At 66.6% G+C, this 25,055-nt stretch carries 21 protein-coding genes, 1 tRNA gene and 1 pseudogene; 14 read left to right on the top strand and 9 right to left on the bottom strand.

Going from position 1 to position 25,055, the window contains the following annotated elements; all coding sequences use genetic code 11:
• Window positions 1-17 precede the first annotated feature (17 nt).
• Window positions 18-452: a low molecular weight protein-tyrosine-phosphatase gene (locus SOM47_RS01105; RefSeq protein ID WP_320504541.1), complete on the top strand. Its 435-nt coding sequence runs from the start codon at window positions 18-20 to the stop codon at window positions 450-452.
• Between the two features lie 48 nt (window positions 453-500).
• On the opposite strand, the gene SOM47_RS01100 is transcribed toward SOM47_RS01105, so the two are convergent.
• The 6 genes from SOM47_RS01100 to SOM47_RS01075 form a co-directional block, all read right to left on the bottom strand.
• The gene (locus tag SOM47_RS01100; protein ID WP_320504540.1) at window positions 501-2,711 is read right to left on the bottom strand and encodes a YjbH domain-containing protein; all 2,211 of its coding nucleotides are present in this window, start codon (window positions 2,709-2,711) and stop codon (window positions 501-503) included.
• On the bottom strand, window positions 2,711-3,478 hold the full coding sequence (locus tag SOM47_RS01095; RefSeq protein WP_320504539.1) for a capsule biosynthesis GfcC family protein: 768 nt from the start codon (window positions 3,476-3,478) through the stop codon (window positions 2,711-2,713). Before SOM47_RS01095 ends, SOM47_RS01100 begins: the two co-directional genes overlap by 1 nt.
• A 3-nt stretch (window positions 3,479-3,481) precedes the next feature.
• On the bottom strand, window positions 3,482-4,171 hold the full coding sequence (locus SOM47_RS01090) for a YjbF family lipoprotein (RefSeq protein ID WP_320504538.1): 690 nt from the start codon (window positions 4,169-4,171) through the stop codon (window positions 3,482-3,484).
• Between the two features lies 1 nt (window position 4,172).
• Window positions 4,173-5,282 carry a polysaccharide biosynthesis/export family protein gene (locus SOM47_RS01085; protein WP_320504537.1) on the bottom strand — a complete coding sequence of 370 codons (1,110 nt, stop codon included), beginning with the start codon at window positions 5,280-5,282 and terminating at the stop codon, window positions 4,173-4,175.
• 82 nt (window positions 5,283-5,364) lie between these two features.
• Window positions 5,365-5,709, bottom strand: coding sequence for a hypothetical protein (locus SOM47_RS01080; protein WP_320504536.1), 345 nt, complete (start codon window positions 5,707-5,709; stop codon window positions 5,365-5,367).
• A 94-nt stretch (window positions 5,710-5,803) separates the two neighbouring features.
• A complete protein-coding gene (locus SOM47_RS01075; RefSeq protein WP_320504535.1) occupies window positions 5,804-6,436 on the bottom strand; it encodes a phosphatase PAP2 family protein in 633 nt (210 codons plus the stop codon).
• 121 nt (window positions 6,437-6,557) lie between these two features.
• On the opposite strand from SOM47_RS01075, the gene SOM47_RS01070 reads away from it, so the two are divergent.
• From SOM47_RS01070 to SOM47_RS01060, 3 genes are all read left to right on the top strand, one after another.
• Window positions 6,558-6,634: transfer RNA gene (locus tag SOM47_RS01070), tRNA-Arg, on the top strand.
• A gap of 417 nt (window positions 6,635-7,051) precedes the next feature.
• Complete coding sequence (locus SOM47_RS01065) at window positions 7,052-7,366, top strand: hypothetical protein (protein WP_320504534.1); 315 nt, start codon at window positions 7,052-7,054, stop codon at window positions 7,364-7,366.
• Between the two features lie 173 nt (window positions 7,367-7,539).
• Window positions 7,540-8,568 (top strand): TraB/GumN family protein, encoded by a 1,029-nt coding sequence (locus tag SOM47_RS01060; RefSeq protein ID WP_320504533.1) that lies wholly within the window; start codon window positions 7,540-7,542, stop codon window positions 8,566-8,568.
• A 32-nt stretch (window positions 8,569-8,600) separates the two neighbouring features.
• On the opposite strand, the gene SOM47_RS01055 is transcribed toward SOM47_RS01060, so the two are convergent.
• Window positions 8,601-9,836, bottom strand: coding sequence for a sensor histidine kinase (locus SOM47_RS01055; protein WP_320504532.1), 1,236 nt, complete (start codon window positions 9,834-9,836; stop codon window positions 8,601-8,603).
• A gap of 233 nt (window positions 9,837-10,069) precedes the next feature.
• On the opposite strand from SOM47_RS01055, the gene SOM47_RS01050 reads away from it, so the two are divergent.
• A complete protein-coding gene (locus tag SOM47_RS01050) occupies window positions 10,070-10,735 on the top strand; it encodes a MarC family protein (protein WP_052811794.1) in 666 nt (221 codons plus the stop codon).
• Window positions 10,736-10,749: 14 nt separating this feature from the next.
• Here the strand turns inward: SOM47_RS01050 and SOM47_RS01045 are convergent, their stop codons facing one another.
• A complete protein-coding gene (locus SOM47_RS01045; RefSeq protein WP_042612511.1) occupies window positions 10,750-11,106 on the bottom strand; it encodes a response regulator in 357 nt (118 codons plus the stop codon).
• Entirely contained in the window at window positions 11,099-12,256 is a 1,158-nt protein-coding gene (locus tag SOM47_RS01040; protein WP_042612512.1) for a two-component system sensor histidine kinase NtrB, read from the bottom strand. Before SOM47_RS01040 ends, SOM47_RS01045 begins: the two co-directional genes overlap by 8 nt.
• Before the next feature lie 144 nt (window positions 12,257-12,400).
• On the opposite strand from SOM47_RS01040, the gene SOM47_RS01035 reads away from it, so the two are divergent.
• The 9 genes and pseudogenes from SOM47_RS01035 to thrC all read left to right on the top strand — a co-directional run.
• A complete protein-coding gene (locus tag SOM47_RS01035; RefSeq protein ID WP_192083717.1) occupies window positions 12,401-15,544 on the top strand; it encodes a response regulator in 3,144 nt (1,047 codons plus the stop codon).
• Window positions 15,541-16,365, top strand: coding sequence for a CheR family methyltransferase (locus tag SOM47_RS01030; protein WP_192083716.1), 825 nt, complete (start codon window positions 15,541-15,543; stop codon window positions 16,363-16,365). The genes SOM47_RS01035 and SOM47_RS01030 overlap by 4 nt, the downstream gene beginning before the upstream one ends.
• Window positions 16,365-16,934, top strand: coding sequence for a chemotaxis protein CheB (locus SOM47_RS01025; RefSeq protein ID WP_042612515.1), 570 nt, complete (start codon window positions 16,365-16,367; stop codon window positions 16,932-16,934). The genes SOM47_RS01030 and SOM47_RS01025 overlap by 1 nt, the downstream gene beginning before the upstream one ends.
• Window positions 16,931-18,043, top strand: coding sequence for a hybrid sensor histidine kinase/response regulator (locus tag SOM47_RS01020; protein WP_320504531.1), 1,113 nt, complete (start codon window positions 16,931-16,933; stop codon window positions 18,041-18,043). The genes SOM47_RS01025 and SOM47_RS01020 overlap by 4 nt, the downstream gene beginning before the upstream one ends.
• Before the next feature lie 46 nt (window positions 18,044-18,089).
• A complete protein-coding gene (locus SOM47_RS01015; protein ID WP_192083715.1) occupies window positions 18,090-18,788 on the top strand; it encodes an AraC family transcriptional regulator in 699 nt (232 codons plus the stop codon).
• A gap of 66 nt (window positions 18,789-18,854) precedes the next feature.
• Window positions 18,855-19,802 (top strand): DMT family transporter, encoded by a 948-nt coding sequence (locus SOM47_RS01010; RefSeq protein ID WP_320504530.1) that lies wholly within the window; start codon window positions 18,855-18,857, stop codon window positions 19,800-19,802.
• A gap of 349 nt (window positions 19,803-20,151) precedes the next feature.
• Entirely contained in the window at window positions 20,152-22,665 is a 2,514-nt protein-coding gene (thrA, locus tag SOM47_RS01005; protein ID WP_414715741.1) for a bifunctional aspartate kinase/homoserine dehydrogenase I, read from the top strand.
• On the top strand, window positions 22,662-23,576 hold the full coding sequence (locus SOM47_RS01000; protein WP_320504529.1) for a homoserine kinase: 915 nt from the start codon (window positions 22,662-22,664) through the stop codon (window positions 23,574-23,576). The genes thrA and SOM47_RS01000 overlap by 4 nt, the downstream gene beginning before the upstream one ends.
• Window positions 23,577-23,602: 26 nt before the next feature.
• Window positions 23,603-24,883 (top strand): annotated as a pseudogene (thrC, locus tag SOM47_RS00995) (threonine synthase); the annotation flags it as partial.
• Window positions 24,884-25,055 lie beyond the last annotated feature (172 nt).

Raw genomic sequence — 25,055 nt, 5'->3', positions numbered from 1 at the left:
GGCGACAGGAACCGTTTGTGTTCAAGAATATTCTTTTCGTGTGCGTGGGAAACATCTGCCGCAGCCCTTCGGCGGAGGTCATGCTGCGCGACCTGGTGGCTGGCAAGGGCATCGAGGTGTCTTCTGCGGGGCTGGGGGCGCTGCTCGACCACGGCGTCGACCCCACCGCACAGGCATTGCTGCTCGAGCACGGGTTGGATGGCAGCAGCCATCGAGGCCGGCAGATCAGTGGCAGCATCCTCGGGCAGGCCGATCTGGTATTGACGATGGAGCGCAAGCACGTCCGCCGCATCACCGAGATCGCACCGGAAGCCTCGGGAAAGACCTTCCTGCTGGGCAAGTGGCAGCAGGACCGTGAAATTCCCGATCCGTATCGCCAGCAGCGCGCAGCCTTCGAGCATGTGTACAAGCTGATGGCCGAAGGCGTGCAGAGCTGGGTCAAGTACCTGTAGCGCGGGGGCGTGCCGCGGCAGTGCCGACCCTGGTCGGCACGTCGCCGGTCAGTCGGTGATCGACTTCAGGTTGTCATAGAAGAAGCGCTCGTCGCGCTCGCCGGTCACGTTGTACAGCGAGTATTTGCGCGACAGCATCGCGCCACCGTCGCGGATCAGCGGGTTCCAGTTGATCGCCGCACGCGCGCGGGTGGAGCGGGGCAGGATGTTGTCGAACGGGATGCTGAAATAGAGTCCCTTATCGAAGCTGCCTTCGCCGAAGTCCGCGGCCGACACATCGGTCTTGGTCGCGTACGCGCCCATGGTCACGCCGTTGTCGAACACGCGTGCGATGTTCACCGTGGCGCCGTAGTCGCCGGCCAGGTAGCGGCCCACCGACATCGAGCCGACGATGCGTTCGCGCGCATCAAAGGCGTAGTACAGCGTGGCATGGCCGGTGGTCATGCGGTAATCACGCAGGCCCCAATGCTGGTCGAAGTCGCGCTGCTGCACGCGGTTGATGTTGACACCGACGGCCCAGGGCTGGTCCATCGGGCGATACAGCAGTTCACCGCCTACGCCGGCATACATCCATTCCAGGTAGCCGGCGTACGCCATGCCGTAGACATCGCGACCGAAACGATGGGTGACGTTGAGCTGCAGGTTGGGCAGGGTGAGATCATTGTCGACCATGTAACGGCGAAGGTCGGTACGCACGCGCGGCAGCCGGCTGGGCGCGTTGTACTTGAACTTGTCGTAGTTGTTCAACAGGTCCGCGCTCACCGTCCCGGTCAGCCACATGTCCGGGCGGAAGAAGAAGCTGCCCGAGTAGTTGGCCGCGACCTGGTACAGGATGAAGCCGTCCGGGCCGCCGAGATTCTGCCGGTAACCCAGGCTGAAGCCGCCGCCGTACGGGCTGTGCGGGGCGCGGTAGAGCACCTCGCGGTCCACTTCGGCAGGTGCCTGCAGATCGGTACTGCGCCGCAGGACATCGTCCTCGACCGTGCCGTCCAGGTTGCCCAGCAGCGCATCACGCTTGACCGACATGTCCACGATCGGCATGCCCAGTCGGGTGGTGCGCAGGGTGTACCAATCGTAATCGTCGCCCGTCGTACTGGACAGGATCCGGCCTGCCCGACCGAGGCCCTTGGCCGGGCTGAAGTAGCGCACCTGGTAGCCGTCGACGAACAGTTCGCCGCCTCGGCGGGAAATCTGGTCCACGCGGAAGCCGGCGTTGTCGCGGAGCTGCGATGAAACGGTGGCCCAGTCGGGCTCCACCCCACCGGAAGCGCCGGTTTCAGGCCTGTCGGCGCCCAACGCGAGGGCAGGGGCCTGCTGAGCGGCCTCGGCGCGCTGCGCGGCAGCTGCGCTCGGCTTGATCGGCGGTGGATCAAACGGCTTGGGCGCCGGGGAGGCGCCGCCGGGATTGCCGCGCAGCGTAAGCGAGAACATCGCCGCGTCGCCGCGCTCCCACGCCGCCGTCAGTTCCACATTGCGGTTGGGAACGTAGACGAGGCCGACATTGATCGGCGTGCGCTGGGTCAGGTTGTTGTTGCGCGGTTCCCGCTTGTAGTCGTTGCCGTCGTATTCCACTTTCACCAGCAAGGCATCCCAAGGCGTCTGGTAGGTAAGACCACCAAAGATGCCAACCGGGCCGCGGAACATGTTGCTGACGCCGAACTTGCCGGCCTGGGCAATGGCGCTGGTGGCGATCGGACGACGGTCTTTGAACCGGTCATCGATGATGCCCAGCGGGTTGGAGAAGTCGCCACGGTTGCCCAGGTAACCGGTCGCCAGGCCCAGCGAGGCGTCGACGGGGCCGAAGTTCTTGCTGGCCACGAGGTATTCACTGGAGAAGAAGCCGGTGCCGCCGATGTCGCGCACGCCGAACGATACGTCGGGCATCCAGCGCGATTCCTGCCACAGACGCAGCTTGAAATCGATCGACTTGTCCTTGTAGTTCTGGTCGCCGGCAATGTTCGGACCATAACGGATATTGGACACGTTGATGTAGCGGAACGTTCCTTCGAGCCAGCTGAACGGCTGCAACGTGACGTTGTAGCGGCTGTAGGGGGAGTTGTGCGACGCGGTGAAGGCAATGTCGCCCGCGGTGTTCATGCGCGCGGTGGGGGTCTGCAGCAACCCGCTGCCGCCCCATTCGCTTGCGGTGACCGGTGGTGCCTGCTGCGCGTGAAGCGCGGTGGACAGGCACATCGCCAGCAGGCTCACGGCGAGGGTGGCGGGGCCACGGGCGGGCAGGGGTTTTGCGGAAACGGTCATCAAGGATCGACAGGTTGCGTGGCGATGAACGAAGCAAAGTCTTCGTTGAAGGAGGTGTCGATGTGCTTCATCGCCGACTCGCGTACCGGCACGTAGATCGTCCCGCCGGCGGCCACTGGCTGCGGATCGGCACGGTTCCACGCCGCGATGCCCAAGGCCTGCACCAGCCCGTCCGGCTGCACCACGTACAGCGTGTCCGGATCTGCGGCATCGGAAACAGGGCAGTGCGCCAGATACGCCTTTGCGTCCTGCAGCGGCTGGTGGGGCAGCGTGCAGGGCTGGATCACGGCGCCGACGACGTGCACGGTCTGCGGGCGCAGCGGGATGATGATGCTGTCCCCCTGCCCGGCGACGGGATTGTTGTGCGGCTGCACCTGCATCAGGCGACGATCCAGCACCAACCGCACGCGGCCGGTTGCCGGATGTGCTTCCAGCCACTCCTGCAGTAGTTCGCCTGCTGCCCGTACATCAAGGTTTTCATGCTGCGGCAACTGACTCAGCGTATGCAGCAGGCCGGCGCGCTGGCGCAGCTGGTCCTGCCTTTCCTGTTCGCGCTGCAGGCTGCTGCCGAGCAGGTAGGCCGCGGCGCTGGGGCGCACTGCGTTGAGCACATCGGAGATGCGTCCACCCGCCTGCACCTGGACGGCACCGGGCACCTCGACCGCGCCCTGCACGCTGACTTCGGACACACCGGAGTCCGGTAATGCGGCCCACAGCGAGGAAGAGCAGGCCAGGAGTATCAGCGTCGCCGCACTGCGAAACATCATCATTCAGTCCTGCGCCGTGCGGTAGGGTTTGAGCTGGGTGAGTTCCACCGCGTAGCCGGGCGCGAGGTGCTGGCGGCTCTTCCAGATGAAACCGGTCGTTGCATCCGCCCAGTACAGGTTGGTGGCACCAATGCCCCCGCCTTGCAGCTGTTCTTCGAAACGCACCAGTTGCATCTGCCTGCCGAGGATGTCCACTTTGTCCGTGCCGTGGCGGGTCAGCGTCCCGGTGACCGGCACCGACACCGCGTAGGCGGGGATGGCGTCGTACTGGCGCTGCACCTTCACCGGCGTGGTGACCTTCGCCAGGTCGTGGAACGGCGAATCGCCGACGATGCGGTTGCTTATCCGCCTTCCGTTACCCGACGTTCCTGTGACCAGGCCATCGCGATCCAGCTGGAATACCGCTTCCCTTCCTGCGTACCAGACCTGCTGCCCATCATCGACATAGCCGAGCACCATGACCGCGCTCATGTCCGGGGCGCGCAGCTGGATCTGCGGATAGCGGTTGGCGGCGACCTGCGCGGGTGTGGCTTCAACGTCACGGTTGAAAAGCAGCCGGAACGAATCGCTGGTGGAGCGGCTGGCCGATGTACAGGCGGCCAGCCCCAGTGCCAGGATGGATCCAGCCGCAAGCAGCCCGGCCCTGTGCCACTCCATGGAAGAGGTGGCAGCAGGGGTCTCGTCGTGCGCCATGTCAGTTGTTTCCGATTTCGCTTTCCGTACGTGCTGCGTTGTACAGAATGCTGGTGAACGGCAGCAACTGGTTGACGAAGCGGTTCCAGCGCGTCACGCCTGCGGCACCGACGAAGACGACATCACCGGGCTGCAGCATGAACTGGCTGGCCACGGCAAAGGCGGTCGGCGAGCGTGCTTCGAGCTGGTAGACCATCGACGGCTCGGCGATCAGGTCCTTCGCACCACGGATGACGTATACCGAATTGCCGCTGGCGGTGGCCTGCGTGATGCCGCGGGCACGCCCCAGCGCCTGGTTCAGCGATACATCGCCTGTACGGAAACTGTAGGCGCCGGGCAGGTTAACTTCGCCAACGACGAAGATTTCCTTGCGGTCCAGGTACGGCACGAAGATCGAGTCGCCGTCCTTCAGGTACAGCTGGCGCCCGCCGTATTGGTTTGCCAGCGTCTCCAGATTGATCGTATAGGTCACCCCGGCACGACTGAGGCGCACGCCGGACAGGTCGGCCTGGCTGGCATTCAAACCGCCTTGGCTGATCGCGTCGGAGAGTGTCAACGGAGACGTACCCAGCGACAGCGGCGTGGAGCGCTCGGCTGCACCGGTGATCCATACCCGCTGGCTGCCGTAGGTCAGCACGGAGACGTCGACCTGCGGGGATTCAATGTACTTGGCGAGCCTTTGGGTGATCTCTTCACGCAGCTGGACCGGCGTCCTGCCCTGTGCGGTGATCTTGCCGATGTAGGGGTAGAACATCGAACCGTCGCTCTGCACCAGCCGGCCGGCCAGGTTGCCTTGCTGCTGCGAGCCGGCAGGCACCGTCAATTCCGGATGGTCCCACACCGTCACATACAGTACGTCGCCGATGCCGACTTGGTATTCCTGCGGCTGGTAGTCGAAAAGCTCTGCGGGCAGCACCTGCCCGGCCTGCGTTGCCCGGTCCATAGCGATCAGCTTGGGGGTGATCGTGGCCATTTCGAGGCGACCATCGTCGCTCTGCGTGGAGCGCGAGACATCGCCCTGCCGCAGATGCTGGCCAGGCGCCAACAGGCAGCCGGAAAGGGTGGCAGACGCGACAAGGGCGACAGCAAGGCAGGAGAGCTTGGTTTTCATGAATCTATCTGATTTCCAGCAGGCAAAAAAAACCCTCGCCAAGCATTGCCCGGCGAGGGCTGGGATTCAAGCGGGCTGGTGATCAGCCGCCAGTGCCACCGGTACCGCCGGTGCCACCCGTACCGCCGGTGCCACCCGTACCGCCGGTACCGCCGGTACCACCACCGCCGTCGCCGCCACCACCGCCGCCGCCACCGCCTGCGTCATTTTCACCGCTGGAGCTGTCGCCGCCAATGCTGTAGAGAACGGCTGCGGTCGCAACAGCCGCCACAGCGGTGCTGGCGATGGCAACGGTCGAATAACCCGTTGCTTCTGCGCCTGCAACTTCCGCGCTGGTGGTGGTCGAGGACTGCTCAACCTGTGCATCCTGAGCCAGGACGGGGGAAGACAGGCCGACGAGGGCCAGTACTGCAAAGATCTTCTTCATAAAACGGGGTCTCCTACTCCGTCTGGGGGGATTTGAACACCCCTATGGTCAGGGCATGCGGGATGGCTGTCAAGGTAAACACGACATGAAAGGCCTATGGCGTCAGCATTTTACGTTGCAATGTGACGGACTTCTCATGCAACGCGCTTCGTACGTAGGCCTTCTTCGCGCCTGACAGTGCGGTGGCCAGATGCACTACGGCCTCGTGCGTGGTCGCCTGAGGAAAGGCGGCCGGCATGAACGCGCCTGCGATGAGCGCGGCGGCAACCCATCTGGGCGATGCGGGGGCGGTTGCGTCAAGTCGCCGCAAGGTCCATGCCGAGCCGATCGCGCCCAGCAGCCATCCGCTCGCCACTTCCGACCAGGAATGCGCGTTCAACGGCAAGCGCGAGTAAGCAATGGCCGCTGCCAGCAGCAAGCCGGCCACTGCGACCCAGTACGCGCCACGCCTTGGCATGCACAGCGCGAGCAGCACGGGCCAGATGGAAGCAGACACGGCCGCGTGGCCGCTGATGCCGGTGAAGTCCAGGCGCGCCGAGCCGATGCCCCAACCGAGGAAGGCCAGCTTGGAGGCCAATACCATGGCGCCGATCACGCAGAGCGTCACCGCCCATCGAAGGTGCCAGCGGCTGGCGCGATGCCAGCCCATGACAATCAGGACCAGCGCTGCCGGTACGAGTAAACGGCTGTCGCCCAGGATTGAAAGGAGGTGCCACGTGGACGGCATGCAGGGGGAGGCACCGGGTGGGGTGGGACAGAATACGGCGCAGGTGCACCGCCCAGCTGACCGCAGACCTTACGAGGTAGTCCTGCGTGCGCTCAGGCTGTATCCTTCACACCCTCGATCTGGCCCCGTAGCTCAGCTGGATAGAGCGTCCCCCTCCTAAGGGGAAGGTCGCCCGTTCGAATCGGGCCGGGGTCACCAGAATCAAAGCGTTACGCCGAGTGGCGTGGTCGTAAATGCAATGTTTCGCTACGTTTTGGATCGCTTCTGGCACAGTTGCACAGCGGCTTGTGGTCGCCGGCGACACGCATTTTGATGTTGTCGTAAGTCGCACGTTTCTGCTGCGCATCTCCGCCCCTGCACTTACCGTTTCCGATATCGATTCCGATATGGAAGGGGCGGATTCCGTTGACCTGATCAACCTCGGCCTTAGTTGCCTGGCTTTCATGGGCAGCCAGAATGCAGCATCCCCGCCTGCGTAGGCGACGCGATGGCCGACGTTGCCGTCATTCCCCCGTCCCGACAGCCGACACCGGGTGTGCGAACGATCGGGGTTGGTGGAATAACGGGAACGGACCCACGCCAGATGCGGGCGTATCGCAGTGATACGGTCAGGGCATGAGCATCATCGGCGGCATCCTGTCCTTCGGCATCGCGCTGGCTGTCTTCAGTTTGCTGTTCGCTGCCTTGTTGACTTTCACGGCCGTCATCGTCAGAACGGTGAGAGCAGCGGTGCTGGCTGTTGCCGCCCTGTTCCGAGGGGTGGGCGAAGAACCCTGCATGGACAACGTTTGCCCCGATTGCAACGGAGTAGAAGGGTGTACGCCGCATTGCCCCGGCGGCGCGGTCGATGATGCCGCTGCGCCTACAAGGCCGACTGAGCGCACTGGACAAGGCTTCAAGGCCCTTTCGCGGTTTGACCGCAGGACGTAGCCGACGGGAAGTGGCCGACTGACGGGGCGCGGGGCCCGCAGCCCGATATGCAGGCGAATGCCCTCCAGTAGCGCCCGGCCGCCCGCGGTTCCAGCGCCATCCCGCGCCAACGAACGTTTTACACAGCAGGAAGCAGCACTGGATACAGTGCGCGATCATTCAGGGGATTGGCCATGCAGCACCGACGTAACCGGCAGGGGATCAGCTGCGGCATCACCCTTGCCGCGCTGCTGCTGGCACCTCTCGCCGTCGCCGCGCAGGCCGTGACGGCAGAAGGACCGGTGGTCGACATGGCGGCCGTCCAGGTCACCGGCGAGCAGCCCGGCCCGGGGCTGTGGAAGGTGAGCAACGCGCAGGGTCACGTGCTGTGGCTGCTGGGTACGGTGGCGCCGTTGCCGGCCGGCGTGACCTGGCGTTCGGACCAGGTGCAGCAGGTCATTGCCACCTCCGACCACGTGCTCGGTCCGCCTGGCTGGACACCGGACGTCAAGCTCGGCCTGCTGCGCGGCCTTACCCTGCTGCCGCTGGCGATGAAAACCGCCAAGGATCCGCAGGGGCGCACCCTGCAGCAGATCGTGGCGCCGGAAACCTACGCGCGCTGGCTGGGCCTGAAGGCCACCTATCTTGGCCGCGATGGCGGGGTGGAGAAGAAGCGCCCGATGATCGCTTCGGGCGAGTTGTACATGGCCTTCCTCAAGCGCCAGGGCCTGCGCGACAGCGGGCAGGTGACCGAAGCCCTTGAACGTGCCTACAAGGCCAACAAGCTGCAGCCGGAAGAGGCGCGGGTGAAGCTTCCCATTGCCGATGCGCGGGGCGCCCTGAAGGAATTGCAGGGTACCGAGGTGGACGACCGTGCCTGCTTCGAACGCACATTGGATACCGTGGAATTCCAAGCCCCGGTGCTGCGCGAGCGTGCCAACGCATGGGCATCGGGGGATATCCGGGCCCTGCGCCGGCTGGCCGTGATGTCCATGGCGCGCACCTGCCGGGACGTGGTGCAGGATTCGGCTTTCGCGCGCAGCCGCGGTTGGAACGACTTGCCGCAGCAGGCGCGCACGCAGTGGATGGGCCTGGCCGACAAGGCGCTGGCCCAGCACGCCAGCACGTTCTCCACGGTACCGGTCAGCCTGCTGCTGGGCCCGGAGGACTACCTGGGTGCGTTGCGCGCCCGTGGCTACGAGATCGAGCCGCCGCCGGAATGACCTGCCGGCGCTGGCACTGACGCGCGTAGTGCTCAGCGCAGCGGCATGCGCAGGGTGAAGGTGGTCCCGATAGCCTCGCCGGACTGCACCGTCAGTGCGCCGCCATGCGAAACGGCGATCTGCGAAGCGATGTAAAGCCCCAGGCCCAGGCCGGAATCCAGCCGCTGGTCGCCGGTGCGGTGGAAGGGCTCGAACAGGGTCTTCATCGACGCCTCGGCAATCACCCCTTCGTTGCGCACTTCCAGCACCAGCGCGGTGTCGTCGGCGTGGCCGCGCAGTACGATCGGACGGCCCTTGCGACCGTGGATGGCCGCGTTGATCAGCAGGTTGCTGACCAGTTGCGAGAGGCGGTCCGCATCGCAGGTCACCACCTCGGGCAGCGCCAGTTCAACGATCAACGGACAGCCGGGGTAGGGGGCCAGTGCCTGCGCGGCGGCGTTGGCCAGCAGCGCAGACAGATCACGCCAGGGCCGCACACGCAGGGCGATGCCCGAGCCCAGCCGGCCGCGTGCGAAATCCAGCGTCACATCGATCAGTTCCGCCATCCGGTCCGCGCTGTCGTCCAGGTGCCGCAGCAGGCTCTGCTGCGCCTCGCTGGTGGCCGACAAGGACAGCAGGTCGGAGGTGACCCGGATCGCCTGCAGCGGATTGCGCAGGTCATGGGCCAGCACGGCGATGAACTCCTCGCGCTCCTTGCCTTCCTGGCGCAGCGCGCTGTTGAGCACTTCGGAGGCCTGCAGGCGGCTTTCGGGCGACGCGTTCGGTTGCCGCTTGTCGCCGTCGTGCTGGTCATCGGTATCGTGCGCTTCGGCCGCGCCGATCTGCTCGGCCACCACCGCCCCCAGCGCACGCATGGCGTGCACGATTTCATCGGTGATCACGCGCGGCTCGGGATCCAGCGTGCACAGCGTGCCGAACACCCGCCCATCGGCCAGTACCACCGGCACCGAGACGTAGCTGCGGAAGCCGTGCATCGCCGGGATTGGACTGTCGCAGCGCTTCTGGTCCTGGCGGCAATCGCCGAACCAGATCGCTTCCCCGGTCGCGGTCACGTCGCGGCAGAAGGTGTTGATCAGATCCAGCCGAAGGCCGGCGGAGATGCCGAGTCCAGCGCGGTCCAGTGCGTGCACGGCGCGCCATTGCTGCTCACCGACCTCGCCGATCAGCGCCACACGCATGCCGCTTACGGCACAGGCAAGTTCCAGGCAGGAGTGGAACGAGGGCAGGGGACCTTCCTTGGTGGATCTGTCATGCATAGGGCGGGGCATGCCGTTTCAGGAACACTGGGCCGAACGTCGGTCGCGATAGGTCGATTGTGACATTGTCATTCGTATCCCGTTCTGTGGCGTCGCCCTGAATCCTTAATCGTTCATGCGATTGGCCGGGTTTACGTAGCGCTCCAGATGCCGAAGGAAATCAGTCGCGTCTGATGGGCTGGGTGCGTCCAAGGCTGCACGCTTGCGCCGCAACAGCTGACGCCCCGTTGGCATGGAGTTTTGCCATGGAATACATGATCGCGCTGTTGAAAGAAATGGCGCTGGTCCCGGTAACCCTTCTGCCGATCATCAATCCGCTGAGCATCGCCTCGATATTCGTCTCAACCGTTGGCAACAAGCACGCCCTGGCGCGCGTGCTGGCGCGCCAGATCGGGATGAACGTGGCGTGGGTGATCATCGCTTCGATGCTGGTCGGCACCTACGTGCTGACCATCTTCGGCATTTCGCTGGCGGTGGTGCGTTTCGGTGGTGGCCTGCTGGTGGCGGCCAGTGCCTGGCGCATGCTGGCGCCGCGCCCGGATACCTCACCGACGGTGCAGGAGACCGAGGCGGCGGGAATTGCCGACAACCAGTTGATGCAGCGCAGTTTCTATCCGCTCACGTTCCCGCTGACCACCGGCCCGGGTGTGATTTCCGCCTGCATCACCTTGGGCGCGCACGGCGAATCGATGAATCCGCTGCATTTTCTTTCCGGCGCGATCGTCGCGGTCGGCGGGGCACTGATGGTGGCGGTGGTGATCTACCTGATCCTGCGCAACTCGATCGTGGTGGTCACCCGCCTGGGGCCGTCAGGCGCGGTGGTGATGCAGCAACTGGTTGCCTTCGTGCTGTTGTGCATCGGCATCCAGTTGGTGTGGTCGGGCTGGCTGGACCTGAGCGCAGCCCATTGAAAGCAAGCGGCCGCTCAACGTGCGGTGAGCAGCTCCACCAGCTGCCGCAGCCGATACGGCTTGGGCAGGAATTCCACGTGCCCCGGCAATGGCGGCAGCTGCGAACGCGCATAGCCGGAGGACAGGATCATCCGCGCGCCCGGCTGGGTACGGGCGACGTGTTCGCTGAGCTCGATCCCGGACATCCCGTTGGGCATGCTGACATCGCTGAACACCACATCGTATTGATGCTCGCCAGCCATCATTGCCAGCGCTTCGTGGCCATCGGCGGTGGTATCGACGTTGATGCCCATGTCCTGCAGGGCCAGGCCGATCATGTCGCGCAGGTCTTCCTGGTCTTCGACCATGAGTACGCGGATGGAATCAGTCATTGGCAGGAACCTCCAGGGCAGGCAGCAGCAGGCTGACCGTCGTGCCACCACCTTCGGTGCTGGACACATCGACGAAACCGCCGCATTGGGTGATGAAACCGAACACCTGGCTCAGGCCCAGACCGCTGCCCTTGCCGATGTCCTTGGTCGTGAAAAATGGCTCGCTGGCCCGGGCGGCGACGTCTGGCGCCATGCCGTGGCCCTCATCCTGCACGCGGATGGCGACGAAATTCCGGTACGTGGGCGTGTCGGCCTGGGGGTCCAGGCGACGCTCGATGTCCCCGATGATACAGATACGACCGCCCTCCGGCATGGCATCGCAGGCGTTGCCGACCAGGTTGGACAGCGCCGCCTCCAGTTGCCCGGGATCCAGCAGCACGTCCGGCAGGTCGCTGCGCAGCTGCAGGCTGAGCGAATGATGAGCCAGGCAGCGCTGCTGGAGCGCCGCCATCGCCGGCTGCAGCCAGTTCGCGGTGGTGACGCGTTCGCGCACCAGCGTCTGGCCGGCACCGAAGGCAAGCAGCTGCCGGGTCAGCAGCGCGCCGCGGTCGGCGGCGGCCTGCGCATTGCCGATCAGGCGTTCGGTGGTTTCATCTGAAGCGCAACGCAGGGCGATCAGGTCCAGCGCATTGTGGATGGTGGTCAGCAGGTTGTTGAACTCGTGCGCCAGCCCGCGGCTGAGCTGGCTCACTTTTTCGAACTGTTGGGTGCTGGCGAGCGCCCGCTGCGCATCACGCAGCAGCACCTGCGCCTGGTAGCTTTCGGTGATATCGCGGGTCACCTTGACGAAGCCGACGAGGTGCTCGCCTTCATACACCGGTTCGATGACTACGCTGGCGCGGAAACGGCTCCCGTCACTGCGCACCCGCCAGCCCTCACCTGCGTAGCGGCCTTCGCTGACAGCGATGGACAGCGAGCGCTCGGGCTCGCCGGCATCGCGGTCGGCGGGGCAGTGGAAACGGCTGAAATGGGTGCCGATCACTTCCTCGGCGCTGTAGCCCTTGATCCGCTGCGCGCCGGGATTCCAGGTGCACACCACGCCGTCCGGATCCATCAGGTACAGGGCATGGTCAGTGACGCTCTCGATAAGGAGAGTCAACTGTCTGGACGTATCTGTCTGAGCGGTGAGCTTGGAGACGGCGTTTACCACGGGACTGCGCTGAAACCCCTGAGGCCGGTGACGCTAGAAGCGACAGTGTGAAGGAATTGTGTACGCGGTCACGTGCCGAAAGTCGTGCCGGAAACGACGGGCATTCAGTTAACATCGCACTTCTTTGTGTCGGGATCTCCACCCATGACGTCAGCTTCAAGTACGCGTGACCCCTGGATATGGGGCCTGTCCGCCGCCCTGCTAGCGGCAACCGCTGCGCTTGAACTGGTTGTCCCACTTGGGTATGCGGTCTGGCTGGCGTACTTCCTGGCGATTGGCGTGACGGTGTTCCAGCGCCACGCCGGGCTGCCGCTGGTGGTCGCCGTGGCTGCCTGTGTGTTCCTGGCGGTCGGCTACAACATCGCGCCGGCGAGTACCAATTCAGCTTTCTCATACGTCAACCGCAGCATTGGCGGATTCGCCTTCCTGATGATCGGATTGATCGTCAACCGCGCAATCCAGGCGCGCCGCGAAGCGGCCGAGGCGCTGTGGCTGCAGGAGAGCGAAAACGTCGTGGCGATGAGCCTGCGCGGCGACCTGGGGCCGGAAAAAATCGCCGAGGCGGCGATGACCACCCTGGCCGAGCAGCTGAAAGCGCAGACCGCGGTGATGTACCGCATCGAGAACCATCAGCTGTTGCTGACCGGCGGCGTTGCCCTGCCGGCCACCGTCCCGCAGTCGCTGGGCCTGAACGAAGGGCAGCTGGGCGAGGTGATCCGCGAAGGCAAGGTGCGCCACCTGCAGGAAGGCGAAGGCAGCGTGCTGCAGATCAGCAGCAGCCTGGGCAGCACCCCGTTGCGCGAACGCGTGCTGGCGCCGATCTTCAGCGATGACCAGATCGTGGGCGTGGTGGAACTGGGCCGCATCCGCGCGGGCCGTGCGCCGCAGCTGGACCGTGAGCTGCTGCAGCGCTGCGCCGACACCATCGGCATCGCGCTGCGCGCGGCGGTGTTGCGCGCGCGGCTGGCCGAACTGCTGGAAGAATCCCAGCGCCAGAGCGAAGAGCTGCAGGCCCAGCAGGAAGAGCTGCGGGTGGCCAACGAAGAGCTGGAAGAACAGAGCCGCAGCCTGCTGCATTCGCAGACCAACCTGGAGCAGCAGCAGGCCGAGATGGAGCAGACCAACGTGCAGCTGGAAGAGCGCACGCATGAGCTGGAAGGCCAGAAGCAGGCCCTGCTGGTGGCCCAGGCGCAGCTGGTGCGCAATTCCAATGAGCTGTCTGCTGCTTCGCGCTACAAGTCCGAGTTCCTCGCCAACATGTCGCACGAGCTGCGCACCCCGCTCAACAGCTCGCTGATCCTGGCCAAGCTGCTGTCGGACAATCGCGATGGCACGCTCAGCGACGAGCAGGTCAAGTACGCGCAGGCCATCCTGTCGTCTAACAACGACCTGCTGGCACTGATCAACGACATCCTGGACCTGGCCCGCATCGAGGCCGGTCACGTGGAACTGGCCGATGAGATCGTCGTCGTCGAAGGCGCCCTGCAGCGCCTGCGCGAGACCTTCGAGCCGCTGGCGCGGGAGAAAGGCCTCGCGCTGGAGATCGTCGCCGACGCCGGTGCGCCCAGCCAGTTCACCGCCGACAGTCAGCGCCTGCAGCAGATCCTGAAGAACCTGCTGGCCAACGCAGTGAAGTTCACCGAACACGGCACGGTCAGTCTGCAGGTGCAGGCCGCCGGGCGCGATCGCGTGCGTTTCGTGGTGCGCGACAGCGGCATCGGCATTGCCGCCGAACAGCTGGACGCCATCTTCGAGGCCTTCCGCCAGGCAGATGGCAGCACCCGCCGCCGCTACGGTGGCACCGGCCTGGGGCTGTCGATTTCGCGCGACCTGGCCACCCGGATGGGCGGTGACATCCGCGTGGACAGCGAGCCGGGCCGCGGCAGCACCTTCAGCGTGGAACTTCCATTGAGCGGGGCGCCGGAACAGCCCGACGCGCCGGCCACGCTGGGCAGCGCGCATGCGCCGCAGCCGGTGGTCGCCTCGGCAGCGTCACCGTCCCCGGCTCGCGCAGGGTCCAATGCCGGCTCGCCGGCGGTGCGCAGCGAAGCGGTTGCGCCATCGTTGGGCGCCTGGAAGACGGCCGTGGCCCATGGCGCCAGCGCCCAGCGCAGCGAGCGCCTGATCCTGGCAGTGGAAGATGATGCCGCGTTCGCCGAAGCGCTGGTCGCGCTGGCACGCGAACTCGATTTCGACTGCGTGGTGGCCACCACCGCTGAGGAAGCCTTGTCGCTGGCGCGCGAGCTGCGCCCCAGCGGCGTGCTGCTGGACATCGGCCTGCCCGATGTGTCCGGCCTGAGCGTGCTCGAACGCCTGAAGCGTGATCCGCTGACCCGCCACATCCCCGTGCACGTGGTATCGGGCATGGAGCGCAGCCAGCTGGCGATGGAGCTGGGCGCCATCGGTTACGTGATCAAGCCGGCCACCCGTGAGCGATTGGTCGAGGCGATCCAGCACCTGGAAAAAACCAGCCAGCGCGACGTGCGCCGCCTGCTGATCGTCGAAGATGACACCGAACTGCGCGGCAACCTTGAACTGCTGCTGGGCCGGGAACAGCTGGAAATCACTGCCGTGGGCACCCTCGCCGAGGCGGTGCAACAGCTCAGCAGCGCGACCTTCGACTGCATGGTGACCGACCTGGCGCTGCCCGATGGCAGCGGTTACGACCTGCTGGAGTTCATGGCCGGCAGCGAGGACGTCAGCTTCCCGCCGGTGATCGTCTATACCGGCCGCGCGCTGGGCCGCGAAGAAGAACAGCGCCTGCGCCGCTATTCCAAGAGCATCATCATCAAGGGCGCACGGTCGCCCGAGCGCCTGCTCGATGAAGTCACCCTGTTCCTGCACAGCGTGGAAGCCAACCTGCCCAGCGACCAGCAGCGCCTGCTGCGCGAAGCGCGGCGCCGCGATTCGGTGCTGGATGGGCGCACCGTGCTGCTGGCCGAAGACGATGTGCGCAACATCTTCGCCCTGTCCAGCGTGCTCGAGCCGCTGGGGGTGAAACTCGAAATCGCCCGCAACGGTCGCGAAGCCGTCGATCGCCTGGCCAGCATGGAAGTGGACCTGGTGTTGATGGACATCATGATGCCGGAGATGGACGGCCTGACCGCGATGCGCGAGATCCGCAGCCAGCGCCAGCACAAGGACCTGCCGATCATCGCGCTGACCGCCAAGGCCATGCCCGACGACCGCGAGCGTTGCCTGCAGGCCGGCGCCAACGATTACATCGCCAAGCCCATCGATGTCGACAAGCTGGTGTCGCTGTGCCGGGTATGGTGCTCGCGGCAATGAACGAGCAGGAGCTGTTCGACCTGGAGCTGAAGGTCCTGGTGGAGGCGATCTACCAGCGCTACCACTACGATTTCCGCAATTATGCGGTGTCTTCGCTACGGCGTCGGATGCACCAGGCGATGCAGCGTTACGACTGCGCACGCCTGTCGGACCTGCAGCACCGGTTGCTGCACGAGCCCGAACTGTTCACCCAGGCCATGCAGTTCTTCACCGTGCAGGTGTCGGAGATGTTCCGTGACCCGTCCTACTTCCTGGCGCTGCGCGAGCACGCCGTGCCGGTGCTGAAGACCTATCCGTCGATCAAGCTGTGGGTGGCCGGCTGCAGCACCGGCGAGGAAGTCTGGTCGTTGGCGATCCTGCTGCAGGAAGAGGGGCTGCTGGACCGGAGCATCATCTACGCCACCGACATCAATCCGGCCGCGCTGGCCGCGGCCGAATCGGGCACCTACGGCATCGACCGCATCGCCCAGTTCAGCCGCAACTACCTGCAGGCGGGCGGCCAGGGGTCGCTGTCGGACTACTACACCACCGGCTACGACGGGGCGGTGTTCGATCGTCGGCTGCGTCGCAACGTGGTATTCGCCGACCACAGTCTGGCCACCGATACCGTGTTCTCCGAAGTGCACCTGGTGTCCTGCCGCAACGTGCTGATCTACTTCAACCGGCCGCTGCAGGACCGCGCCGTCGGCCTGTTCCGCGAAGCCCTGGTCCATCGTGGCTTCCTGGGCCTGGGCAGCAAGGAATCGCTGCAGTTCGGCGAGCACGGCAATGCCTTTGAAGCCGCTGCGCGCGAACAGCGCCTGTACCGGAAGGCGGCCTGATGGACGGTCCGGTCCCGCGCCTGTTGGTGATCGGTGCCTCGGCAGGCGGCGTTTCGGCGCTGCAGCGCGTGCTGGGTGCGTTGCCGGCGGCGCTGCCGTGCCCGGCGCTGGTAGTGCTGCACATACCGCGTGACCGGCCCAGCCGCATCGCCGAACTGCTCGATCCGGGCTCGGCGCTGCGGGTGCGCGAGGCCGAGGACAAGCAGCCGCTGGAGGTGGGCACGGTGACCTTCGCGCCGCCGGACTACCACATGCTGGTCGAAGACGAGGGCTCCATCGCGCTGTCTCTGGATGAGGCCGTGCTGTTCTCACGCCCGGCCATCGACCCGTTGTTCGAATCGGCCGCGGCGGTGTTTGGCGCTGATGTACTGGCGATCCTGCTGACCGGGGCCAGCAGCGATGGCAGCGAAGGCGTGGCTGCCGTGCGCCAGGCCGGTGGCCAAGCCTGGCTGCAATGTCCCGAAGATGCCGAGGCGCCGATGATGCCTGCCTCGGCCCTGCAGCGTGCGGGTGCCGATGCGGTGCTCACGCTGGATGAACTATGCGAATGCCTGAAGGAATTGAAATGAACCTGCTTGCTCCTGCGCCTGTGGAAGACGCGGCGCCGGTCAACATACTGATCGTCGATGACGTGCCGCAGAACCTGGTGGCGATGGAAGCGCTGTTGCGCCGTGATGGCCTGCGCATCCTCTGCGCGGGCTCCGGCAACGAGGCGCTGGAACTGCTGCTTGAACACGAAGTGGCGCTGGCCCTGCTGGATGTGCAGATGCCGGAGATGGATGGCTTCGCGCTGGCCGAACTGATGCGCGGTTCGGCGCGCAGCCGCGACGTGCCGATCATCTTCCTGACCGCTTCGCCGCAGGATCCGGTGCGCGCCTTCAAGGGCTATGAAAGCGGTGCGGTGGACTTCCTGCACAAGCCGATCGAGCCGCAGATCATCCTCGGCAAGCTCGGCGTGTTCATCGAGCTCTACCAGCAGAAGCGCCTGTTGAAGTCGCGCAACGAAGCGCTGGAGCGCGCGCTGACGCTCAACGAAACCATGATGGCGGTGCTGACCCACGACCTGCGCACGCCGCTGTCGGCGATTCTGCTGTGTGCAGACAAACTGTCGCTGGATATCCCGGCCGATGCCAGCGCGCAGCAGACCCTGCACCACCTGGAAGCCAGCACGCTGCGGATGGCGCGCATGGTCGACCAGCTGCTCGATTTCTCGCGCATCCGCTCCGGCGGGCTGCGCCTGGAGCGCACCCCGTGCAATGCGGCCACCGTGATCGATGCGGTGGTGCAGGAAGTGGAGCAGGGCAACGCGACGGCGGCGATCAAAGTCGTCGCGGTGGGCGATGCGCGCATGCAGGGCGACCCGGACCGGCTGGCCCAGGTGGCCTCCAACCTGATCGGCAACGCATTGCTGCACGGCGGGCAGGCGCCCATCCAGGTGCAGGTGGATGGCGAGGACCCCGCCCAGGTGGTGCTGCGCGTGCGCAACCGCGGGCAGATCGGTGAAAGCCTGCTGCCGCGTCTGTTCGAGCCCTTCAAGGCCAGCTTCCATGCCAGCAAGGGGCTGGGCCTGGGGCTGTTCATCGCCGACCAGTTCGTACGCGCACACGGCGGAAAGCTGCAGGCACGCAATGAAGCGCAGGACGTGGTGTTCGAAGCCCATTTGCCGCGCCGGGCCTGACCCGGCCGGCATTGCGCGGCCGCGATGGCGGCGGCAGACTGCTGGTATGAACGCGCCGCGCTTCCATGTCCGCAGTTATGGCGACGCCTGCGGTGGCGATCGCCACGATTACGCGCAGTGGGTGTTGCCGCTGCATGGCGAACTGCAGTTCGAACTGGACGGACACGGTGCGCGGCTGGATGCCCTGCAGGGCGTCTTCGTGGCACCCGGCGAATCCCATGACCAGGTCGGGCGGGGCGTCAACCAGCACCTGATCATCGACTGCGACGCGTCCTGGTTCGATGGCCCCACCCTGGAACACCTGCGCGGGCAGCGCTGGTTGTCGCTGCCACAGGCACTGCGCGCATCGTTGCAGGCGCTGCCGGCCGGGAGCCGCGGCGAGGACTTGCTGCCGCTGCTGCTGCAGGCGTTCGCGCCCGATGGCAGCGGTGCACGCCTGCAGGCCCTGTGCGCGCGCATGCAGGCCGCCCCCGCCGAAGCCTGGCCGGTGGAGCGCATGGCGCAGTTGGCAGGGCTCAGTACCAGTCATCTGCACGCCCGCTTCCTGCGCGAACTGGGGCTGCCGCCGCAGGCCTGGCTGAGTGCGCTGCGGTTGCGCTGGGCCCGTCATCTACTGCGCAGCACCCAACTGCCGATCAGCACGGTCGCCCAGCTGGCCGGTTACTCTGAGCAGAGCGCGCTGACCCGTGCACTGCGCCGCGAGACCGGGCGGACCCCGGCGATGTGGCGAAGCCAGCCATCGTAGGCCGGGTCAAGACGCGCGTCGCCGGAGCGCACTAGACTTCGCGCCTGTCAGCTGCAGGTGTGTGCGATGAATCGTTCGATGGGCGTGGGGATCGGCAACGGCGTGATGGCCGGTGCGCTGTGGGGTGTGGTGTTCCTGGCGCCTGCGGTGCTGCTGGCGTTTGATGCCCTGCAACTGTCGGCCGGGCGCTACCTCATCTACGGGCTGGTCGCGCTGTTGCTGCTGGCGCCGCGCTGGAAGCGGCTGGCACCGCAGCTCGGCATGGCCGAGTGGCGCGGACTGGTGTGGCTGAGCCTGGCCGGCAACCTGGTGTATTTCCTGCTTTTGGCCACGGCGGTGCAGTGGGCCGGCGGTGCCGCTGCTTCGCTGATCGTCGGGCTCATTCCGGTGGTGGTGACCTTGGTGGCGGTGCGCGAAGAGGGCGCGGTGCAGCTGCGCCAGCTGGCGCCCGCGCTGCTGCTGTGCCTGCTTGGCGTGGCACTGGTGGGCTATGAAGCGCTGGTGTCCGAACATGTGCAGACGCCGTGGCGGCAGCGCGTGCTTGGTCTTGTGTGCGCCTTTGGCGCGCTGCTTTCATGGGCGGCGTATTCGGTGGGCAACAGCCGATGGCTGGCGCGCCGTCCGGATCTGTCCGCCCACGATTGGTCGCTGCTGACCGGCGTGGTCACCGGTGCGCTGGCGCTGCTGCTGGTGCCGTCGGCGTTCGTGTTCAACGGGGCGGTGCACGCGCCCCGCCAATGGGGCCTGTTCTGGGCGGTCAGCGCGGGCGTAGCGGTAGTCGCCTCGCTGCTCGGCAACGCCTGCTGGAACCGCGCCAGCCGCCTGCTGCCGCTGACCCTGACCGGACAGATGATCGTGTTCGAGACCCTTTTCGCGCTGCTGTATGGCTTCGTTTGGCAACGCCGCTGGCCGACCGTGCTGGAAACCGTTGCCATCGGCTGCCTGGTGGCAGGCGTGTTGTGGTGCGCGCACGCACACCGTGCACCACCGGCGATTGCTGAACATGCGGGTTGAACCCTAGAGCGGCCTGCTTCGTCTCCGATGCAACCTTTTTCGCCGGCGTTGGCGGCTGATAAAGGCGCGTGATCTTTTGCACTGCAGCACTTGACAGCCGCTTGCCCGGCGGTGTTTTCTAGCGTCATGGTCCTTGCCTACGCCACCTTCGCCTCGCTCCTTGCCGCTTCCGCGGCAGGCCTGCGCGCGAGCTCCACGGCCGGCACCACCACCATTACCACCATTACCACCACCCGCAGGGTGCGGTCCGTCGTCTTCGCGTAACTCACGAAAACCACGGCCCCGCACCGAACCAGGTGGCGGGGAAACCTTCCACTGGCGCGATGCGGGGCCTCCCACCGAGGTCACCATGTCCATTGCCGCTGCTGCACCGTCCGCCGATTCCGCTCCGCCACGTTCCGCCGCGCAACCGCGCGTGGTGGTGCACAAGTTCGGCGGCACCTCCGTCGCCGATGCCGACTGCTACCGCCACGTCGCGCGACTGCTGCAGGCGCGTCCGGAAGCGTTGCAGGTTACCGTGGTGTCGGCGATGAAGGGCGTGACCGATGCGCTGATCGCGCTGGCGCGGTTGGCCGCGGCCGGCGATGCACAGTGGCGCGAACACTGGCATGACCTGCGCGCCCGCCATCGCGGCGCGGCGGCGTCGCTGCTCGGCGAACACGCCGGCGCCAGCGTGGAATGGCTCGATGCCCGTTTCGATGAACTCGCCGAACTGCTGGCCGCGCTGGCGGTGATCGGCGGCCTGCCCGAGGAAGTGCTTGATCGCGTGCAGGGCTTGGGTGAAGTCTGTTCGGCGCACCTGCTGGGCCAGCATTTCCTGGCCAGCGGCGAGCCGTGCGCAGTGTTGGATGCACGCGAGGTGCTGGTGGTCGAGCACGGCGAGCTGGGCGTCAACGTCGATTGGGAAACCAGCGCACAGCGCCTGCACGTGTGGCGACAGGCGAACTTGCAGCAGCGCGTCGTGGCCACCGGCTTCATCGCACGCGACCGCCACGATCGCATCACCACCCTCGGCCGCAACGGCAGTGATTACTCCGGGGCTATCTTTGCAGCGCTGTTCAATGCCGACGAGCTGCAGATCTGGACCGACGTCGATGGTGTGCTGTCGGCTGATCCGCGGCTGGTGCCCGAAGCGGTGCAGCTCGAGGCGCTGAGCTATGACGAGGCCTGCGAGCTGGCCTATTTCGGGGCCAAGGTGGTGCACCCACAGACCATGTCCCCGGCCATCCTGCGCGGCCTGCCGATCCTGATCCGCAATACCTTCCAACCCGAGCATCCCGGTACCCGCATCAGTGCGGAGCGCTCGGTGCGTGGACCGATCAAGGGCCTGACCCTGAGCGCGGAACTGGCCGTGCTGAACCTGGAAGGCACCGGCCTGATCGGCGTGCCGGGCACGGCCGAGCGGGTGTTCTCCGCGCTGCGCCAGGCGCATGTGTCGGTGGTGATGATCTCGCAGGGGTCTTCTGAACATTCCATCTGCTGCGTGGTCCGCGGCAACGAATCCGAACGCGGTCGTGACGCGTTGCTGCAGGCCTTCGCGCATGAGCTGGCGGTCGGCCAGGTCCAGCGCGTGCAGTTGCGCGGCGGGGTCAGCGTACTGGCGGCGGTGGGTGACGGCATGGCCGGCCAGCCCGGCGTGGCCGCGCGCCTGTTCGAATCGCTGGGCAGGGCGCAGGTGAACATCCTGGCCATCGCGCAGGGCTCGAGCGAGCGCAATATTTCAGTGGCCGTGGACAGCGGTGACGCCACGCGCGCGCTGCGCGCGGCGCATGCTGGATTCTGGCTGTCACCGCAGACCTTCGCTGTCGGGGTGATCGGGCCGGGCAATGTCGGCGCGGCGCTGCTGGACCAGCTGCAGGCCGCGCAGCCGCAGCTGCTGGGCAAGGCCAACATCGACCTGCGCCTACGCGCGGTGGCGTCCCGGCGCGGCATGCACCTGGCCCCGCGCGCGTTGCAGGGGCCTTGGCGCGCCGCCCTCGCCGATGCAGCGTCGGCCAGTGACCTGGATGCCTTCACCGCGCACCTGTTGTCAGCGCACCTGCCGCACGCGGTGGTCATCGACTGCAGCGGCAGTGCCGAGGTTGCCGGGCGCTACGAAGGCTGGCTGGCGGCCGGCATCCATGTGGTGACGCCGAACAAACAGGCCGGCTCCGGTCCACTGGCGCGCTACCAGTCGATCCGCGCCGCCGCCGCTGCCAGTGGCGCGCGCTTCCGCTACGAGGCTACCGTGGGCGCCGGCCTGCCGGTGATCACCACGCTGCGCGACCTGGTCGATACCGGCGATGAAGTGCTGTCCATCGAAGGCATCTTCTCCGGCACCCTGGCGTGGCTGTTCAACCGCTTCGATGGCAGCCAGCCGTTTTCCGCATTGGTAGAGCAGGCGCGCGGCATGGGTTATACCGAACCAGACCCGCGCGATGACCTGTCCGGCATCGACGTAGCACGCAAGCTGGTGATCCTGGCGCGCGAAGCCGGCCGCGAGCTGAGCCTGGAACAGGTGCAGGTGGAAAGCCTGGTGCCCGAGGCGCTGCGTGCCGGCAGCGTGGAGGAGTTCATGCAGCGTCTGGGCGATAACGATGAGGCGCTGCTGCAACGCCTGCAGCAGGCGCGCGAAAGCGGCGCCGTGCTGCGTTACGTCGCCGCGTTGTCAGCGCAGGGCGCATCGGTCGGGCTGGTCGGAGTGCCGGTGGACCATGCCTTTGCCAACCTCAAACTGACCGACAACGTGGTGCAGTTCCGCACCCGGCGCTACTGCGACAACCCGCTGGTGGTGCAAGGGCCGGGCGCGGGTCCGGAAGTCACCGCGGCCGGCGTGTTCGCCGATCTGCTGCGGGTGGCCGCGGGCGAGGGAGCGCGCCTGTGATCGCACGTGCCTTCGCACCGGCCTCGGTGGGCAATGTCGGGGTAGGCTTCGACATCCTTGGCCATGCCATCGCCGGTATCGGTGACACGGTGACGGTGCGCCGCATCGCCGAGCGCGAGGTGTGCATCGAGGCCATCCGCGGGGCCGACGTGCCGTTGCCACGGGAGGCTGCGTTGAACACGGCCGGTGCATCGCTGCTGGCGTTGCAACAAGGGCTGCACCTGCCGTTCGGCTTCGCCGTGGAGATCGACAAGGGCATTCCGCTGGGGTCCGGCATGGGGGGCTCGGCGGCCTCGTGCGTGGCCGCGCTGGTAGCCGCCAATGCACTGTTGGACAGTCCGCTGGACCGGCACGCGCTGTATCGCTTCGCGTTGGAAGGCGAACTGGTAGCCAGCGGCGGCCGCCACGGCGACAACCTGGGACCGATGCTGCTGGGTGGGCTGGTGCTGAGCACCGCCGACCGGCTGGTGCCGATCCCGGTGCCGGCGCAGTGGCACAGCCTGCTGGTGCACCCGGACGCGGTGCTGGAAACGCGCCGCGCGCGCGCCGCGCTGCAGGGCAGTTACGCGCTGGGCGATTTCGTGGCGCAGAGCGCCAACCTGGCGCTGGTGCTGGCCGGCTGCCACCAGGGCGATGCTGCGCTGGTGCGTGCCGGCCTGCGTGACGTGCTGGTCGAGCCGCGCCGCGCGCCGTTGATCATCGGCTTTGATGCCGCGCGTGATGCCGCGCTGGCGGCCGGTGCGATGGGTGCCAGCATTTCCGGCGCCGGCCCCAGCGTATTCGCCTGGTTCGAAGACCAGGCCAGTGCCGAAGCCGCTGCAGCGCCGGTGCAGGCGGCCTTCTCTGCGGCCGGCTTCGACAGCCAGGCCTGGGTGTCTTCGCTGGCGGCGCCGGCGGCGGTGCTGCTGTGAACTCTTCTTCCTTACAGGATCGTGCGATGCGCTTTGTCTCTACCCGCGGCCAGTCCCCGGCCGTTTCGTTGAGTGCGGCGATCGCCGCCGGGCTGGCTCCGGATGGCGGCCTGTACGTGCCCGAACAGCTGCCCGCGCCGCGCGAATGGATCGCCACGCCGAGCCTGGCGCAGACCGCCGCGCAGGTGCTGGCACCGTTCTTCGAAGGCGATCCGCTGGCCGACGCGCTGCCGGCGATCTGCGCCGAAGCCTTTGATTTCCCGGTACCGCTACGAGCCTTGCCGCGTCGCGGCGACCACGTGTTGGAGCTGTTTCATGGACCGACCGCCGCGTTCAAGGATGTCGGTGCGCGCTTCCTCGCCGCCACCCTGGCACGCTTGCGCAATGGCGAGCCGAAGCCGCTGACGATCGTGGTAGCCACCTCCGGTGATACCGGTGCGGCGGTGGCGGCGGCCTTCCACGGCCAGCCGGGTCTGCGCGTGGTGGTGCTGTATCCCGATGGCCGGGTGTCGCCGCGCCAGGCGCACCAGCTGGGCTGCTTCGGCGACAACATCCAGGCCTTCCGCGTTGCCGGTTCGTTCGATGACTGCCAGGCGCTGGTCAAGCAGGCACTCGGCGATGGCGAGCTGCAGGCTATGGTTCCGCTCAGCTCGGCCAACAGCATCAGCCTGGGCCGGTTGCTGCCGCAGATGAGTTACTACGCCCACGCCGCACTCCAGCACCAGCAGGCGGGCAGGGCAGCGCTGAACCTGGTGATCCCGACCGGCAACCTGGGCAACGCGATGGCCGCGATCCTGGCCCGGGGCATCGGCCTGCCGATCGGGAGCATCGCGCTGGCAACCAATGCCAACGACGTGCTGCCGCGCTACTTCGCCGGCGCTGACTACCAGCCCGCCCACAGCGTGGCCACCACCGCCAACGCCATGGATGTGGGCACGCCGAGCAACTTCGAACGGCTGCGCTGGCTGTTCAACGGCGATGACGTGGCGTTGCGCCAGGCCTTCACTGCGGAGGCGGTGGATGACGTGGCGATCCGCGCGACCATCGCCAGCGCGCATGCCGGTAGTGGCGAAGTGTTCTGCCCGCATACCGCCACTGCGGTCACGGTGCTCAACGCGCTGCGCGCCAAGGGAGCCAAGGGGGACTGGGCGGTGGTGGCCACCGCACACCCGGCCAAGTTCGAATCAGTGGTGGAGCCGTTGATCGGCGAGGCGCTGCCCGTGCCGCCGACGCTGGGCGCGCTGCTGCGCAGGCCAGCACATGCCGAGCCGCTGGCAGCCGACTATGCAGCATTCCGTACGGTGCTGCAGGCCGGCTTCCCGATGCCGGAACGAGAAGCCGCCGAGCATGGCTCGGCGCTACCAGAACATGGTGCCGGTGCACGGTAGCGCCGACCCACGGTCGGCCAGCGCCCAGACCACCACATGGCGCCGGAGTGCGGTAGCGCCGACCCATGGTCGGCGAGCGCGCAGCGCGGCC

It is taken from the genome of Stenotrophomonas sp. CFBP8980, from assembly GCF_034046095.1.
GTDB classification, from domain to species: Bacteria; Pseudomonadota; Gammaproteobacteria; order Xanthomonadales; family Xanthomonadaceae; genus Stenotrophomonas; species Stenotrophomonas lacuserhaii.
This window is presented reverse-complemented; position numbering and strand designations above follow the sequence as displayed.

Excerpts from the sequence above, each read along its gene's own strand:
- thrA (WP_414715741.1), top strand. The coding sequence starts at position 20,152 with ATGTCCATTGCCGCTGCTGCACCGTCCGCCGATTCCGCTCCGCCACGT.
- SOM47_RS01020 (WP_320504531.1), top strand. The coding sequence starts at position 16,931 with ATGAACCTGCTTGCTCCTGCGCCTGTGGAAGACGCGGCGCCGGTCAAC.
- SOM47_RS01100 (WP_320504540.1), bottom strand. The coding sequence starts at position 2,711 with ATGACCGTTTCCGCAAAACCCCTGCCCGCCCGTGGCCCCGCCACCCTC.
- SOM47_RS01025 (WP_042612515.1), top strand. The coding sequence starts at position 16,365 with ATGGACGGTCCGGTCCCGCGCCTGTTGGTGATCGGTGCCTCGGCAGGC.
- SOM47_RS01090 (WP_320504538.1), bottom strand. The coding sequence starts at position 4,171 with ATGGCGCACGACGAGACCCCTGCTGCCACCTCTTCCATGGAGTGGCAC.
- SOM47_RS01095 (WP_320504539.1), bottom strand. The coding sequence starts at position 3,478 with ATGATGTTTCGCAGTGCGGCGACGCTGATACTCCTGGCCTGCTCTTCC.
- SOM47_RS01075 (WP_320504535.1), bottom strand. The coding sequence starts at position 6,436 with ATGCCGTCCACGTGGCACCTCCTTTCAATCCTGGGCGACAGCCGTTTA.
- SOM47_RS01080 (WP_320504536.1), bottom strand. The coding sequence starts at position 5,709 with ATGAAGAAGATCTTTGCAGTACTGGCCCTCGTCGGCCTGTCTTCCCCC.
- SOM47_RS01015 (WP_192083715.1), top strand. The coding sequence starts at position 18,090 with ATGAACGCGCCGCGCTTCCATGTCCGCAGTTATGGCGACGCCTGCGGT.
- SOM47_RS01055 (WP_320504532.1), bottom strand. The coding sequence starts at position 9,836 with ATGCCCCGCCCTATGCATGACAGATCCACCAAGGAAGGTCCCCTGCCC.
- SOM47_RS01085 (WP_320504537.1), bottom strand. The coding sequence starts at position 5,282 with ATGAAAACCAAGCTCTCCTGCCTTGCTGTCGCCCTTGTCGCGTCTGCC.
- SOM47_RS01065 (WP_320504534.1), top strand. The coding sequence starts at position 7,052 with ATGAGCATCATCGGCGGCATCCTGTCCTTCGGCATCGCGCTGGCTGTC.
- SOM47_RS01010 (WP_320504530.1), top strand. The coding sequence starts at position 18,855 with ATGAATCGTTCGATGGGCGTGGGGATCGGCAACGGCGTGATGGCCGGT.
- SOM47_RS01030 (WP_192083716.1), top strand. The coding sequence starts at position 15,541 with ATGAACGAGCAGGAGCTGTTCGACCTGGAGCTGAAGGTCCTGGTGGAG.
- SOM47_RS01060 (WP_320504533.1), top strand. The coding sequence starts at position 7,540 with ATGCAGCACCGACGTAACCGGCAGGGGATCAGCTGCGGCATCACCCTT.
- SOM47_RS01045 (WP_042612511.1), bottom strand. The coding sequence starts at position 11,106 with ATGACTGATTCCATCCGCGTACTCATGGTCGAAGACCAGGAAGACCTG.
- SOM47_RS01035 (WP_192083717.1), top strand. The coding sequence starts at position 12,401 with ATGACGTCAGCTTCAAGTACGCGTGACCCCTGGATATGGGGCCTGTCC.
- SOM47_RS01050 (WP_052811794.1), top strand. The coding sequence starts at position 10,070 with ATGGAATACATGATCGCGCTGTTGAAAGAAATGGCGCTGGTCCCGGTA.